Here is a 13,908-nt window from a genome sequence, read left to right on the forward strand (position 1 = left end):
GTCAGCGTGACGGCGGCGTTCGAGATGGTGTCGGCCACCCATCCCGATGCCGAGCGGATCGGGCTCGACCCGGCGAGCTTCGCCACGCTGACCGGTCATCTGGCGGAACGCGGACTCGCCGTGCGGGAGGGAGAGGCGCTCGCCGTCGATCCGACGATGCTCTGGCAGCGTCCCGAACCCTGGCTTGCCAATCTGGCAGCGCGCGAATTTCCCGCCCGCCCGGTGATGACCGATGGAAAGCGCCATCCGCGGCGGCCGCCGAAGCCCATCGGCACGATCTACTCACGCTTCATCCCCTGGCTTGGCGAAGCGGTCGCCTTTCGCGCCGCGACCCTCGACGACGTCGATACACTGCATCGCTGGTTCAACGATCCGGTTGTCGATGCCGCCTGGGGCGAGGCGGGTAGCCGCGACAAGCACGAAGCCTATCTCGCGGGCCTGATCGCCGACCCGCACATGATCCCGTTGATCGGGACGATCGGTGGCGAGCCGTTCGGCTATTTCGAGATCTACTGGGCCAAGGAGAACCGCCTTGCGCCGTTCTACGACGTTCGCGACTACGACCGCGGCTGGCACGTGCTGATCGGAGAAAGCCGTTTTCGCGGAAAGGCTTACATTTCCGCCTGGTTACCGTCGCTGATGCATGCGCTCTTCCTCGACGATCCGCGCACGGAGCGGATCGTCGGAGAGCCGAAGGCGGACCATACCCAGCAATTGCGCAATCTGGAGCGGTCGGGCTTCGCCCGGATCAAGACCTTCGATTTTCCGCACAAGCGCGCGGCCCTGGTGATGCTCCTGCGCGAGCGCTTCTTCGGCGAACGGCTGTGGTCGCCGGCGGGCGGACTGCCCGAGGCTCCTGAGGCCGTTGCCCAGCTCCCTGACTGACGGACACCGTCAGCGGGAGGCGAGGTAGGCGCGCCAGCCACCATGGCCGGTGACCTCCTCGGCGCCCCTGACCGCATGAGATTCACAGAGAAATCCGGACACGTGCGAGCCGTCTTCCAGGGTGATCTTGCCGATCCCGAGGGGGGCGGGGATCGCGGCGACGAAGTGGCCGAAGCCGGCCGGAGGCAGGGCCCAGACCTCGACTTCCAGACTCGGGCCGACGAATCCCGGCTCGTTAATCAGCCCCGGCTTGGCCGGATGGGTGCCCGGCAAGGCGTAGAGCCGGTACTCGCGCGAGGTCCGCGTGCGCGTCATCAACCGGCCGCCGAGCTCGGTGAGCTGGTGGTTGAGCGGCAATCCGGACAGGTGGGCACCCACGACGACGAGGCCGATCGCGGGGGCCTCGGGGACCGGATTGCGGTTGGCGTCAGGCAGGATGGCGGAGCGGTCGACGCCCATTCCGCTCGCCGCCGATCGGTGGAGCGCATCTGCCCAGGACCCGAGCGCCTCATCGCTGAATCCGGGGCCGACGAGGGTGACGCCGCCGGGCAGGCCATCGGCGCCGAACCCGCCGGGTACCGCGATCGCCGCGTATCCGAGGAGATTCGCGAAGTTGGTGTAATGCCCGAAATGGCTGTTCAGGCGGATCGGGTCGGCCTGCATCTGCGCCACCGTGTAGGTCGTCGGCGAGGTCGGCAGGAGCAGGATATCGACCTTTGCCCAGGTCGCCTCGGTGCGTCGCCGCAGGGCTTCCAGGGCGTAGCGGCCCTCGAAGGCATCGACCGCGCTGTAGCCGTTGGCGGATTCGACGATGGTGCGCACGCTCGGGTCGAGGGCGTCGGCATGCTTGGCGAAGAATGGGGCGATGGCGGCCAGCCGCTCGGCGACCCAGGGGCCGTTATAGAGCAGCGTCGCGATCTCGCGGAACGGCGCGTAGTCGAACGGCACCGCCGTGGCGCCGAGACCCTCCAAACGCGCGATGGCCGCATCGTAGAGCGCCTCCCGCTCGGCATCGCCGTAGAACTCACGCTCGCCCGGCGTCAGGACGCCGAAGCGCAGGCCGGTCTCGGGCAGGGGATGCGGCACCGCCTCCCGCGAGAACGGATCGGCGGCGTCGAACCCCTCCGCGATGCGGCGGATCGCCAGCCCGTCGCCGACGCTGGCCGAGAAGATGCTGATGCAATCGAGGCTGCGGCAGGCGGGGACGAGGCCGGTTGTGCTCAACAGGCCCGGTGTCGGCTTGATCCCGACGAGGTTGTTGAACATGGCCGGCACGCGGCCCGAACCGGCCGTATCGGTCCCGAGCGAGAAGCTCGCGAGCCCCGCCGCCACCGCCACCGCCGAACCCGAGCTCGACCCGCCCGAGACGTGCTCGGCGCTGAAGACGCTGCGCGGTGCGCCGTAAGGCGAGCGCGTGCCGTTGAGGCCGGTGGCGAACTGGTCGAGATTGGTCTTACCGATGCAGAGCGCGCCTGCGGCCTTCAGCCGAGCGACCACCTCGGCATCCGCCTGTGCCTCGTAGGCGAAGGCCGGGCAGGCCGCGGTCGTCGGCAGGCCGGCGACATCGATGTTGTCCTTCACCGCGAAGGGCACGCCCCAGAGCGGCAGCGCGTTCGGCTCCGGGTGGCGCGCCAGGAGGTCTTCGGCGGCCCGCACCAGGGAGGCGCGGTCGAGGGCCGTGATGAAGATGGCGGGATCGTTTGAAGCCGCCATGCGGTCGGCCACCTCCTGCATCAGCGAGACCGGCGTGAGGCCGCCCGAAGCGTAGAGGTCGCGCAGGGTGGCGAGATCGAGGATGGTCGGCAGCATGTCTGTCGGGTCTCGTCCATGGCTGTCAGATTGGTCGACGTCAGGTCTCTTCGCGGTCACATCTCTTCGACGATGGCGACGAGATCGCCGCCGCGCAGGGTACGTCCCGGCTTGGCGCGGATCTCACGCACGATTCCCGCCACGGGCGAGGCGACGCCGATTTCCATCTTCATCGATTCGAGGATCGCCACCGTGTCACCGGCGGCGATGGTCTGGCCTTCCTCGACCAGCACTTTCCAGACATTGCCCGGAACCGTGGTCGGCACACCGACATGACCCGCCGGCACCGCATCGTCTTCGCCATGGGGGGCACCCTCGTCGGCGACGAAGCTGTCGAGCCCTTGGTCCTTCCATCGCTGCCGCTCGGCCTCGAAGGCGTTCTGCTGGCGCAGTTTCGCGGCCGTGATCTCTGGCGCGTTCCGGGCGAGTTCCGCCCGATGCTCCGCATAGGAGAACGTCCCCTCCTCGATCCTCAGAGGGTAGGCACCGTGCGGGAAGGCGGCCCGCGCCTCCGTCAGTTCGTCGTGGCTCACGGGGAAGAAGCGGATGCGGTCGAACGGGCGCAGCAGCCAGGGATGGCCGGGGACGAAATCCTTCGTCATCCGCCAGGTGTTCCAGATCTGGATGGTGCGGCCGAAGAGCTGGTAACCGCCGGGCCCCTCCATGCCGTAGATGCACATGTAGGCGCCGCCGATGCCGACCGCGTTCTCCGGCGTCCAGGTCCGGGCGGGATTGTACTTGGTGGTGACGAGGCGATGGCGCGGATCCACCGGCGTCGCCACCGGGGCACCGAGATAGACGTCGCCCAGCCCCATCACCAGATAACTCGCATCGAAGATGATGCGTTTTACATCAGCCTCCGAGTCCAACCCGTTGATGCGGCGAATGAACTCGATGTTGGAGGGGCACCAGGGGGCGTTCGGGCGCACCAGCTCCTGATACTTGCGCATGGCGAGCTCGGCCTGGGGGTCGTTCCAGGACAGCGGCAGGTGGACGACGCGGCTCGGCACCGTCACGTCCTCCACCGCCGGCAGGGCGGCCTCGATCTCGCGCAACTGTCCGAGCAGGCGCGCACGCGGCAACGTCGTGCCGTCATAATGGATCTGAAGCGAGCGGATGCCCGGCGTCAGATCGATCAGGCCGGGGAGCCTCGCCGCCGCGACCGCCTCGGCCAGCAGATGAACGCGCAGGCGGATGCCGATGTCGAGGGCCATCTCGCCGTACTCGACCAGCAGGTTGTCGTCGCCCTGGCGGCGGTAGACCACCCGAACGGGGCCGGATTCGTCGGTGGCGAGGATGGGCGAGCCGGCGGCCCTTTTCCCTTCCCCCTCCGCGGGGGAGGGTGGCCCGCGAAGTGGGTCGGGAGAGGGGTTCGCCGTATCCGCAGAGGTCGCCCCCTCTCCCGCCTGCTCCGCAGGCACCCTCTCCCGCAGAGGGGAAAGGGGGACGTCCCCCGACCTCTCCACCGCCTTGAACCGAACCGTATCTCCCGGCCGGAGCTGGCCCATCTTCCACTGCTCGTCGCGGGCGATCACCGCCGGGCAGACGAAGCCGCCGAGACTGGGACCATCCGGCCCGAGGAGGATCGGCATGTCGCCGGTGAAGTCGATGGCGCCGATCGCGTAGGCGTTGTCGTGGAGGTTCGACGGGTGCAAACCGGCCTCGCCGCCGTCGCTCCGCGCCCAGCGGGGTGTCGGCCCGATGAGGCGCACGCCGGTGCGAGCCGAGTTGAAGTGAACCTCGTAAGAGGCTGAGAACAAATCCGAAATGTCCTCGTCCCGGAAGAAATCCGGCGCGCCGTGCGGCCCGTAGACGGTTCCGATCTCCCAGGCATGGGTGAGCGGCGCGGGTTCGGGCGACGAGGCCTCGCCTCCCGGCGCGTCGCCGAGATGGAGAACGTCGCCGGCCTTCAGGACGCCGGTGGCGTGACCGCCGAAAGCTCCCAGCGCGAAGGTTGCCCGCGAACCGAGCACCAGTGGGGCGGCAAAGCCCCCGCTCAGGGCGAGGTAGCTGCGCTGGCCGGGGCCGGCGATCGCACCGATGCTCAGGACCTGCCCGGCCTCGACGGAGAACGCCCGGCCATGGGGCTGCGCGACGCCGTCGAGGCGCGCCGTCATCGCGGCTCCGGCCAGTGCCACGGTGGCGGCGGCATGGAACCGCAGGGTCGGCCCCGACACGGTGAGTTCGAGGGCGCAGGTATCGGGCGGGTTGCCGACGAGGGCATTGGCATCGCGGAACGAGCGCGCATCCATCGGCCCGCTCGGTGGCACGCCCACATGCCAGAGGCCGATGCGGCCGGGCAGTTCCTGCAGGCTCGATTGCGCCCCGGGGACCAGCACTTCGATGCTGCGCGGTGCATGGGAGAAGTCGCGCAACGCCGTGGTCGCGACACGCCCCGAAGCGAACAGGTCCGACCCGGCGATGGCGCGCAGGTAATCGAGATTGGTCTCGATTCCCGAGACCGCGCTTTCGTCCAGGGCCTTGCGCAGGGCGAGGAGCGCGGCTTGGCGGTCTTCGCCCGCCACGATGATCTTGGCGAGCATCGGATCGTAATGCGTCGTCACCTCGGTGCCGGTTTCGATCCAGCCGTCGATGCGGGCATCGGCGGGAAACCTCACCTCGGTGAGCAGGCCGGCGCTCGGGGCGAAGTTGGCGTGCGGAATCTCGGCATAGAGGCGCGCCTCCATCGCCGCGCCGCGCGGGGCCAGAGGACCGGCCGCGCCGATCACATCCTCGCCGGCCGCCTGTCGGATCATCCATTCGACGAGGTCGATGCCGAACACAGCCTCGGTGACCGGGTGCTCGACCTGGAGCCGGGTATTCACTTCGAGGAAGGAGAAATCCTCGCGGGCGGGGTCGTAGATGTATTCCACCGTCCCCGCCGAGGCGTAGGACACGCTGGCACCGAGCGCGACCGAGGCCGCGTGGAGGCGCTCCCGCACCGCATCCGACAGGCCCGGCGCCGGCGTCTCCTCGATGACCTTCTGGTTGCGGCGCTGAAGCGAGCAGTCGCGCTCGCCCAAAGCCACGACACGGCCGCGACCGTCGCCGAAGATCTGCACCTCCACGTGACGCGCTTCGCCGACGAAGCGTTCGAGATAGACGCGGGCATCGCCGAAGCTCGCCCGCGCCGTACGCTCGACGCTGGTGTAATGCTCGCGCAACTCGTCGGCCGAGGCGCAGAGGCGCATGCCGATGCCGCCGCCGCCCGCCGTGCTTTTCAGCATCACCGGGTAGCCGATGGTCTCGGCCGCCGCGACGGCGGCGGCCAGATCCGGCAGCAGGCCGGTGCCCGGCAGGAGAGGCACACCGCTGGCGCGGGCGAGGTCGCGCGCCGTGTGCTTGAGACCGAAGGCGCGCAGGTGCTCGGGCCGAGGGCCGATGAAGACGATGCCCTCCGCCGCGAGACGCTCGGCGAAGACCACGTTTTCCGACAGGAAGCCGTAGCCGGGATGGACGGCCTGCGCGCCCGTCGCCCTGCAGGCGGCGATGACGGCCTCGACGTCGAGATAACTCTCGGATGCCGGCGCCGGTCCGAGGCGGACGGCTTCGTCCGCTTCCAGCACGCCACGGGTGAAGCGGTCGGCATCCGAATAGACCGCCACCGACCGTACGCCCATGCGCCGGCAGGTGCGTGCGATGCGCCGGGCGATCTCGCCGCGATTGGCGATGAGGATCTTCTCGAACATCAGCCCGCGTCCCGGATCGACACTCGGATCGGGGTCGGGTTGAAGCCGTTGCAGGGATTGTTGATCTGCGGGCAGTTCGAGATCACGCAGATCACGTCCATCTCCGCCGTCACCTCCACGTAGTCGCCGGGGCCGGAGACGCCGTCGACGATGGCGAGTTCGCCGTTTTGCTCGATCGGCACGTTCATGAAGAAGTTGATGTTGGGCGGGATGTCGCGCTTCGACAGGCCGTATTTCGCGACCTCCAGGGCGAAGTTCTCGCGGCAGGCATGGAGGTATTTGGTGGCGTGGCCGAAGCGCACGGTGTTCGCCTCGCAGGAGCAGGCGCCCGCCGAGGTGTCGTGCCGGCCGCAGGAATCGGCGGTCACGATGGCCATCACCCGGCCCTCGTTGGAAACGAGCCGCGTGCCGGTGGTGACATAGGCGGAGCCCTGGACCCGCAGCGTGTCCTGCGACGAGTAGCGCTCGCCCATGTCACCGGCGCGGTAGAACAGCGTATCGACCGCCTGGCAGCCGTCGGTATCGGTGATGCGCAGGGTTTGACCCTTGCGCACGAGGCCGGACCAGGGCGCCTGGGCCGGCACGACCTCGTCGAGGAGGAGATCTGTTGCGTTCGTCATGATGCGTCCCTCCCTTCAGAAGCCGATGGCGGCGTTGTTTTCAAAGCCGCGCACGGCCTCGACCGTGGCGGTGCGGCAGAGGTCGTCCGCCATGGCGACCGGTGCCCGGAAGCGCGTGACCACGACAGGGTTCGGCGCGTAATCCGGGTTCGGATCGAGGGGGTGGGGACAGTTCGAGAGGGTGACGAGAAGGTCGAGTTCGGCGCGCAGGTCGACGAAGTCGCCCGATCGCCGGCCCGCCTCGTTCCAGGCGAAGCGCCCTTCCGCGCCCACCGTGACGGGGGCGAAGAAGGTGACGCAGGCGGGGATGTCGCGCCGGTCGAGCCCGGCCTTCATCGCGGCGAGCACGAGGTTGTCGCGGGTGTTGCGGTACGGGCCGCCTGCATAGCGCGCGGCGTTCGAGGCGGCATTGGAGCCGCCCATCAGGGCATCGTGGGCGCCGGAGGAATCCTCGATCAGCGAGAGCATCACCCGGCCCATGTCGGAGAACAGCACTCGGCCGCGCTGGAGGGCGGCGGTCCACTGCACCTTCACGGTGTCGGCGTAGTTCAGGCGCTCGGAGGTCTCGGCGGCGTTCCAGGCCACCAGGACGACGCTCGACGGGCCGTGGTCGAGGCCGATCCGCAGGGCCTCCCCCGCATTGAGTTCGAAGGTGCAGTACCAGCCGCCGGGGATGGTCTCGGTGTGAAGGATCGCCGTTTCGTCGAGGGCCAGTCCCAACGGGGAGGGCGGCGGCAGGGCGCGGGGGGCATGGCCCTGGCCCTGCGCCTTCAAGTCCTCGTAGCGACGCCGATTCTCGGCGATGATGCTGGCGGTATCGGTCATGCCCGTCTCCTCAAGGCTGTTCTCCGGGTCGTCCCGGAAAAACAGCCCTGGCGCGGCCGGGTCGTCCCGGCGGGCATGCGTCGATAGCGGGGTGCTTTAAGCCGGTGGACCGCTCAGGGTAAAGTACTTCCGGACCGGCTCCCGCACGTCCCAGGTGCCGGAGAAACCGGCGGGGGAGATGAACGCATCCCCCGCGCGGTATGTCTTGGCGAGTCCGCCCGAGTCGGTGACGATCACCACACCTTCCAGGATGTGGACGAACTCGTCCTGGGCGAAGTCGATGTGCCACTTGCCGGGCTGGCAGGTCCAGGTTCCGGCGGAGAAGTGGCCGTCCTCGCTCTTGAACGCGAAGCTCACCGTCTGCGCGGGGTCCCCCGAGACGATGCGCTCCCGCTCCGGCCGGTAGGGCTTGCAGGGGCGCGGCGCGTCGGAAAAGTCGACGGTCCCGACACTCCGTCCGAGTCCGGTCACGAGCGTCCCGACAGACCGCGCGCCCATGCCGCCGAACAGCGCCAGCATCGGACCGCCGAACGTATGAAGCAGCCTCACGATCTCCATGGCCGATCCCCCCTCGCGACTCTGCCCCCGGCCGGGCGAGGCCCAGCCGTCTCATCGGACGATCCGAATATCGGGGAGAGGCAAGCATGGTGGGGTTGAGGCTCGGTTTCCGGAGGCGGTTAACGACTAGAAAAGATGGCTGTAGCGCTCGATCTCCCAGGCACTGACCGTGAGGTGGTATTCCTCCCATTCGGCGCGCTTGTAGCGGATGAACTCGTCGCGCAACGCCTTGCCGAGGGTCTTCTCCACCAGGGGGTCGGCGGCGAAGGCCTCCACCGCCTCGGCGAGGGTCTGGGGCAGGAACTCGATGCCGCGCTCGGCGCGCTGCGCATCGGTGAGGTCGTAGAGATTGTCCTCGTTGGGCGCGCCGGGATCGATGCGCTCGCGCACGCCCTCCAGCCCGGCCGCGAGGACGAGGGCGGCGGCGAGATAGGGGTTCACCGCGCCATCGGCGTTGCGGCTCTCGCAGCGCCCGCCGCCGGCCGGCACGCGCACCGAATTGGTGCGGTTGTTCGAGCCGTAGGAGTTGAACACCGGCGCCCAGGAGAACCCGGCCATCGAGCCCTGCCGCACGAGGCGCTTGTAGCTGTTCACCGTCGGCGCGAAGGCGGCGCAGAGGGCGCGCCCGTGTTTCAGGACGCCGCCGATGAAGTGATAGCCGGTCTCGGTGAGCCCGAGGCCGCGCGGATCGTCCTTCGGGTCGCAGGCGAAGACGTTCTTGCCCGTCTCCTTGTCGGAGAGCGACATGTTGAAATGCGCGCCGTTGCCGGTGCGGTCCGCAAAGGGCTTGGGCATCATCGTGGCGATGAGGCCTTCCTCCTTGGCGTAGTGCTTGGCCATCATGCGGAAGAAGGTCAGCCGGTCGCACATGGTGAGAGCGTCGGCATAGTTGAAGTCGAACTCGAACTGGCCGCAGGCATCCTCGTGGTCGAAGGAATAAAGGTCCCAGCCGAGATCGTTGATCGTGGTGGCGACCTTGTCGAGCCAGGAGAAATTGTCGACGAAGCCGCGCACGTCGTAGCAGGGCTTCACCAGCTTATCGTCGGCGACCGGCGTGTGCAGCGAGCCGTCCTCGGCCTGCTTCAGCAGGAAGATCTCGCATTCGATGCCGAGATTGAAGCCGAAGCCCATGGTCTCGGCCTCGGCCATGACGGTCTTCAGGGCGACGCGGGTGGAGAGCGGGTAGGGCTGTCCCTGGAAGGTGAGGTCGGCCGGGCACCAGGCGAGCTTGGATTCCCAGGGCAGCTGGATCAGCCCTGAGAAGTCGGGGACCGAGGCGAGCTCGTCCTCGTTCGGGGCCTGCCCGAGCCCGTCGAGGGCATAGCCGGTATAGCGCTCGGACCCTGCCGCCATCTGCGGCAGGTGGTCGATGGGCACCACCTTGGCCTTCTGCACGCCGTGGATGTCGACATAGGCACCGATGACGTATTTCACGCCCTTGGCGCGCAGCTCGTCCTGCAGCTTGGCGATAGCGGGATCGATTTCGGTGGCGTGCGCCATCGGGCGGCTCCTTGGTTTTAAGCGGAAACGGAGAAGGAATGGGAGAGGGGCGGGGTCTCGGAGAGGCCACGCAGGACGAGGGACGACAGGTCCTCGACCATCCAGCCGAACAGGCGTTTCCCGTCTTCGAGGCTGGCCTGCGAGGGACGTCCGGTGACGCCGTTCAGGCTGGTGCGGTTGACCGGATGGGAGAAGACGAGCCCCTCCGTCCGGTCGGGATCGTCCGCGGCGGCGATGCGGTCCGGGCGCACCAGTCCGGGCGCCATCGCCAGCATCAGCGCGGTCTCGGCGGCGTTGGCGTGCCAATCCCCGGCATCGGCGAAATGCGCGGCGCGGACGCGCTCGCTCACCGTGGCGGAATTCACCAGCGCCACCATGAGGTCGTCATGGGCGGCGCGCAGCATCTCGAGGGCACAGCGCAGGGGCGCCGCATTGGTGACGTGGGCGTTGACGATGAACAGACGCCGCACGCCCGAATGGTAGGCCGAGGTGCCGATCTGCGCCACGAGCCGCGTCATCATGACGGGATCGAGGGTGATCGTTCCGGGCCAGCGCCGGCTGTGCCCGAGGGAGCAGCCATAGGGCAGGGTCGGCAGCACCGGCACGCGGGTCCGCGCCGAAACCGCATGGGTCAGGGCCTCGGCCAGGACGAAATCCATGCCGGTGCCGAGATGGGGCCCGTGCTGCTCGGTGGCCCCCACCGGCAGGATCGCCGCATGGGCGACGGCGGACAGGTCGCCGGGGAGTTCTTCCCAGGTGCGGTCGGCCCAGAGGAGGGGGGATGCGGGCATCGTCATGCCGATGTTCCGCCCGAGGCTGCGGGACCGCCGTTGCCGGCTCCGGAATGCCGGGCCGGGATGGAGGACGATCGCGGGACGTCCGGCACGGTGCTCATTCCACCTCGTCCCCGGCCGAGGTCATCCGCGTCACCACATCGGAGGCCACACTCTCCTCGCCCTCGTCCTTCGGCGGGTGGATCAGCGCATCGAGACGGGCGCGGGTGGCGCGGAATTCGGGAGTGAGGGCCTGCCCGTGGCTGCGGGGTCGGGGCACCGGCACCTCGATCAGTTCGGCGACCTCGCCCGGATGCGCGCTCAGCACCAGGATGCGGTCGGCCAGATGCACAGCCTCGTCGAGGTCGTGGGTGATGAAGACGATGGTGATGTCGATCTTCTTCCAGATCTCGATGAGATAGGCCTGCATCCGGGCGCGCGACTGGGTGTCGAGGGCCGAGAACGGCTCGTCCATGAGCAGGATGCGCGGCCGCGTGGCGAGCGCGCGGGCGATCGCCACGCGCTGCTTCATCCCGCCGGAGAGCTGATGCGGATAGGAATCGGCGAAGGCCTCCAGCCCGATCAGGGCCAGCCATTGCCGGGCCTCGCGCTCGGCCTCGCGGCGCGGCGTGCCGTTCTCCTCGAGTCCGAAGGCGACGTTGCGCAGCACGCTGAGCCAGGGGAACAGGGTGTAGCCCTGGAACACCATGCCCCGGTCGGCACCCGGCCCCGAGACCGGAACGCCCTCGACGCTGACGATTCCCGACGTTGAGGTCTCCAGCCCGGCGAGGATGCGCACGAAGGTGGACTTGCCGCACCCCGAAGGCCCGACCACGCAGAGGAATTCGCGCCGGTGGGTGACGAGGTCGATGTCCTTCAAGGCCACCGTCACGCCGCCGCCGGGCTTGGTGAAGGTCTTCGTCAGCTTCTCGACGCGCAAGGCGATGTCGCGGCTCTTCAGCTTCTCGAACCGGGCGCGGACGGGCTCGCACTGGGTGCGGTAGTCGCAGGCCTCGATCGGCAGAACCGCGAGCGGCGGGATCTGGGGAGCACCCGCGCTCATGCTTCGCTCCTGTCGTATGGGAACAGCCGGCGGCCGATCCAGGCGAGGGCGAGGTCGGTGGCCGAACCGACGAGGCCGATGATGAGGATCGCGGCGTAGACGTTGTCGAAATGCTGGTAGCGGGCCTGCTGCGTGATGAAGAAGGTGATGCCCGACGAGGTGCCGATGAGTTCGGCGACGATGAGGTAGGTCCAGGCCCATCCGAGCAGGATGCGCTGGTCGCGATAGAGCTGCGGCAGCATCGCCGGCACGATCACCCGCCGGATGAGGCGCAGGTTGCGCGCACCCAGCGTCAGCGCCGCCTCGATCAGCAGCGGCTCGATCCGCCGGGTCGTGTTGGCGATGACCAGCACCTGCTGGAAGAAGGTGCCGATGACGATGATCGCGATCTTGGGCCCGTCATAGATGCCGAGGATCGCCACCATCAGCGCCCCGAAGGCGGGCGCCGGCATGTAGCGGACGAACTCGATGACCGGCTCGGTCAGGCGCGCCAGGGTCGGCTGCGCGCCGCAGAGGATGCCGAGGGGGACGCCGACGAGAGAGGACAGGACGAAGCCCCAGAAGATGATCTGGATCGAGTGCCACAGGCTGAAGGGAAGGCGGATGGCGTCGCGCTGCGTCGGCTGCGCCGTCAGCGAGGTCCAGAACGCCGTCGCCACCTCGTGCGGAGCGGGCAGGTAGACGGGATTGGCCGGCTTGCCGTTCGGTTCGGCCGTGCCGGCCGCCTTGGACGAGGCGACCTCGTCGGCGAAGGCCGCCTTCGGAACGCGCATCCCCGGCTCCATCCAGGCGATGTCGCCCGGATCGGTCACTTCCACGAGGGGATGCCACAGGAACGGGACGTAGGAGACCGCCGCCCAGGTCAGGAGCGGAATCAGGAACGAGAGGATGGCCAGCGCCGTCCGCCGACGCGGCGAGAGCGGCCGCGCGACGCCGATCCAAGACCGGCGGCGCCTGGACGCACGCCGCGCCGCCGCGCCCCTCCCCCCTTCGCGGGGGAGGGTGGTCGCGGAGCGACCGGGAGAGGGGGCGACCTCTCCGGCGATGGTGCTCCCCTCATCCGACCCGCTGCGCGGGCCACCTTCTCCCACAGGGGGGAGAAGGGGCGCCCGCTCCAGGCCCTGGCGCATCTCGGCGGTCATTTGCCGTCGGTCAGCGCCGGGTCGATGTAGCTCTTCACGTCCTGGGCGGTCTTGTAGACCTCATACTTGACGTTGAAGGCGTCGGCGTAGCGGCTGGACCCGTAAAGCGAGCCGAAGCCGTCGGCATCCTTCATCACCTTGGCGCCTTCGGCGAGGGTGAGCAGCTTGGTGCCCTTGAGGAAGCGGGTGAAGGTGGGGGCGTCGATGCCGACCTTGGCCGCCATGATCGCCACCGCGTCGGGCTGCGTCTTCGGGTCCTGGATGTAGGCGACGACCTTGTCCCAGACGCCGACGAACTTAATCCATTCGGCGCGGCGCCCGGACAGGCTCGACGGCGAGACGGCGACCACGTCGTAGATCAGGCCCGGCTCGTCGGCGGAGGTGTAGAGGGGCTTGGCGCCGGCGGCACCCTTCATCGCCTGCCCGGCAATGGGCTGCCACGCGCCGATGCCCGAGACGTCGCCGGAGGCCAGGACCTGGGGGGTCTCGTTGGTCTTAGCGTTGACCAGGGTGACGTCGGTCTCCTTGAGGCCGAGCTTGGTCAGGCCGTTGATCAGGAGCAGATGCTCGACGAGGCCGACTTCGAGGCCGACCTTCTTGCCCTTGAGATCGGCCAGCGTCTTCACGCCCGGCTTGCCGACGATCATGTCGTTGCCGTTCGAATAGTCGGTGAGCATGATCATGACGTTCTTGGCGCCATTGCCACCCATCACCAGGGCATCGCCATTGGTGCAGGTGACGGCGTCGAGCTTGCCGGCGGAGAACGCGTCCATGGAGGCCGAGTAGTCGAACCACTCGAACGTCGCGTCGATCCCCGCTTGCTTGAGCCAGCCCTTCTCGATGGCGACCTGCCACGCGACCCAGCCGGGCCAGTCGCTGTAGCCGATGCGCAGCGGCTCGGCGGCTTGAGCGGCGGGGATGGAAGCGGAGGCCGTGAGGAGGCCGAGAGCGAGGGCGCAGCCCGCGACCGCCTTGCGTCCGGCGGTCAGGATCGTCGAAAGGTGCATCTGCATTCTCCGAACCGCGTAGTACGATCTCTGTAAA

General features: G+C 68.6%; 11 protein-coding genes. 1 reads left to right on the plus strand and 10 read right to left on the minus strand.

The window, feature by feature from the left end:
• The first annotated feature begins 6 nt into the window (after positions 1 to 6).
• Positions 7 to 885 carry a GNAT family N-acetyltransferase gene (locus A3OK_RS0102575; RefSeq protein WP_245259295.1) on the plus strand — a complete coding sequence of 293 codons (879 nt, stop codon included), beginning with the start codon at positions 7 to 9 and terminating at the stop codon, positions 883 to 885.
• A 9-nt stretch (positions 886 to 894) separates the two neighbouring features.
• Here A3OK_RS0102575 and atzF read toward each other — a convergent pair whose 3' ends face one another.
• The 10 genes from atzF to A3OK_RS0102625 all read right to left on the minus strand — a co-directional run bounded on the left by atzF (position 895) and on the right by A3OK_RS0102625 (position 13,877).
• Positions 895 to 2,694, minus strand: coding sequence for an allophanate hydrolase (gene atzF / locus A3OK_RS0102580; protein ID WP_019903369.1), 1,800 nt, complete (start codon positions 2,692 to 2,694; stop codon positions 895 to 897).
• A gap of 56 nt (positions 2,695 to 2,750) precedes the next feature.
• The gene (gene uca / locus A3OK_RS0102585) at positions 2,751 to 6,383 is read right to left on the minus strand and encodes an urea carboxylase (protein ID WP_019903370.1); all 3,633 of its coding nucleotides are present in this window, start codon (positions 6,381 to 6,383) and stop codon (positions 2,751 to 2,753) included.
• Positions 6,383 to 7,003 carry an urea amidolyase associated protein UAAP2 gene (locus A3OK_RS0102590; protein WP_019903371.1) on the minus strand — a complete coding sequence of 207 codons (621 nt, stop codon included), beginning with the start codon at positions 7,001 to 7,003 and terminating at the stop codon, positions 6,383 to 6,385. Before A3OK_RS0102590 ends, uca begins: the two co-directional genes overlap by 1 nt.
• A 15-nt stretch (positions 7,004 to 7,018) precedes the next feature.
• Positions 7,019 to 7,828, minus strand: coding sequence for an urea amidolyase associated protein UAAP1 (locus A3OK_RS0102595; protein WP_019903372.1), 810 nt, complete (start codon positions 7,826 to 7,828; stop codon positions 7,019 to 7,021).
• 96 nt (positions 7,829 to 7,924) lie between these two features.
• A complete protein-coding gene (locus A3OK_RS0102600) occupies positions 7,925 to 8,386 on the minus strand; it encodes a cupin domain-containing protein (protein WP_019903373.1) in 462 nt (153 codons plus the stop codon).
• Between the two features lie 126 nt (positions 8,387 to 8,512).
• Complete coding sequence (gene glnT, locus A3OK_RS0102605) at positions 8,513 to 9,886, minus strand: type III glutamate--ammonia ligase (protein WP_019903374.1); 1,374 nt, start codon at positions 9,884 to 9,886, stop codon at positions 8,513 to 8,515.
• Positions 9,887 to 9,903: 17 nt separating this feature from the next.
• Complete coding sequence (locus tag A3OK_RS0102610; RefSeq protein WP_019903375.1) at positions 9,904 to 10,683, minus strand: creatininase family protein; 780 nt, start codon at positions 10,681 to 10,683, stop codon at positions 9,904 to 9,906.
• A gap of 94 nt (positions 10,684 to 10,777) precedes the next feature.
• Complete coding sequence (locus A3OK_RS0102615; protein ID WP_019903376.1) at positions 10,778 to 11,722, minus strand: ABC transporter ATP-binding protein; 945 nt, start codon at positions 11,720 to 11,722, stop codon at positions 10,778 to 10,780.
• Positions 11,719 to 12,864: an ABC transporter permease gene (locus A3OK_RS0102620; RefSeq protein WP_019903377.1), complete on the minus strand. Its 1,146-nt coding sequence runs from the start codon at positions 12,862 to 12,864 to the stop codon at positions 11,719 to 11,721. Before A3OK_RS0102620 ends, A3OK_RS0102615 begins: the two co-directional genes overlap by 4 nt.
• Positions 12,861 to 13,877, minus strand: a complete 1,017-nt coding sequence (locus tag A3OK_RS0102625) for an ABC transporter substrate-binding protein (protein ID WP_019903378.1) — start codon at positions 13,875 to 13,877, stop codon at positions 12,861 to 12,863. The genes A3OK_RS0102620 and A3OK_RS0102625 overlap by 4 nt, the downstream gene beginning before the upstream one ends.
• Between the last annotated feature and the right edge of the window lie 31 nt (positions 13,878 to 13,908).

The organism is Methylobacterium sp. 77 (genome assembly GCF_000372825.1).
Classification (GTDB): Bacteria; Pseudomonadota; Alphaproteobacteria; order Rhizobiales; family Beijerinckiaceae; genus Methylobacterium.

Excerpts from the sequence above, each read along its gene's own strand:
- atzF (WP_019903369.1), bottom strand. The coding sequence starts at position 2,694 with ATGCTGCCGACCATCCTCGATCTCGCCACCCTGCGCGACCTCTACGCT.
- uca (WP_019903370.1), bottom strand. The coding sequence starts at position 6,383 with ATGTTCGAGAAGATCCTCATCGCCAATCGCGGCGAGATCGCCCGGCGC.
- A3OK_RS0102590 (WP_019903371.1), bottom strand. The coding sequence starts at position 7,003 with ATGACGAACGCAACAGATCTCCTCCTCGACGAGGTCGTGCCGGCCCAG.
- A3OK_RS0102595 (WP_019903372.1), bottom strand. The coding sequence starts at position 7,828 with ATGACCGATACCGCCAGCATCATCGCCGAGAATCGGCGTCGCTACGAG.
- A3OK_RS0102600 (WP_019903373.1), bottom strand. The coding sequence starts at position 8,386 with ATGGAGATCGTGAGGCTGCTTCATACGTTCGGCGGTCCGATGCTGGCG.
- glnT (WP_019903374.1), bottom strand. The coding sequence starts at position 9,886 with ATGGCGCACGCCACCGAAATCGATCCCGCTATCGCCAAGCTGCAGGAC.
- A3OK_RS0102610 (WP_019903375.1), bottom strand. The coding sequence starts at position 10,683 with ATGACGATGCCCGCATCCCCCCTCCTCTGGGCCGACCGCACCTGGGAA.
- A3OK_RS0102615 (WP_019903376.1), bottom strand. The coding sequence starts at position 11,722 with ATGAGCGCGGGTGCTCCCCAGATCCCGCCGCTCGCGGTTCTGCCGATC.
- A3OK_RS0102620 (WP_019903377.1), bottom strand. The coding sequence starts at position 12,864 with ATGACCGCCGAGATGCGCCAGGGCCTGGAGCGGGCGCCCCTTCTCCCC.
- A3OK_RS0102625 (WP_019903378.1), bottom strand. The coding sequence starts at position 13,877 with ATGCAGATGCACCTTTCGACGATCCTGACCGCCGGACGCAAGGCGGTC.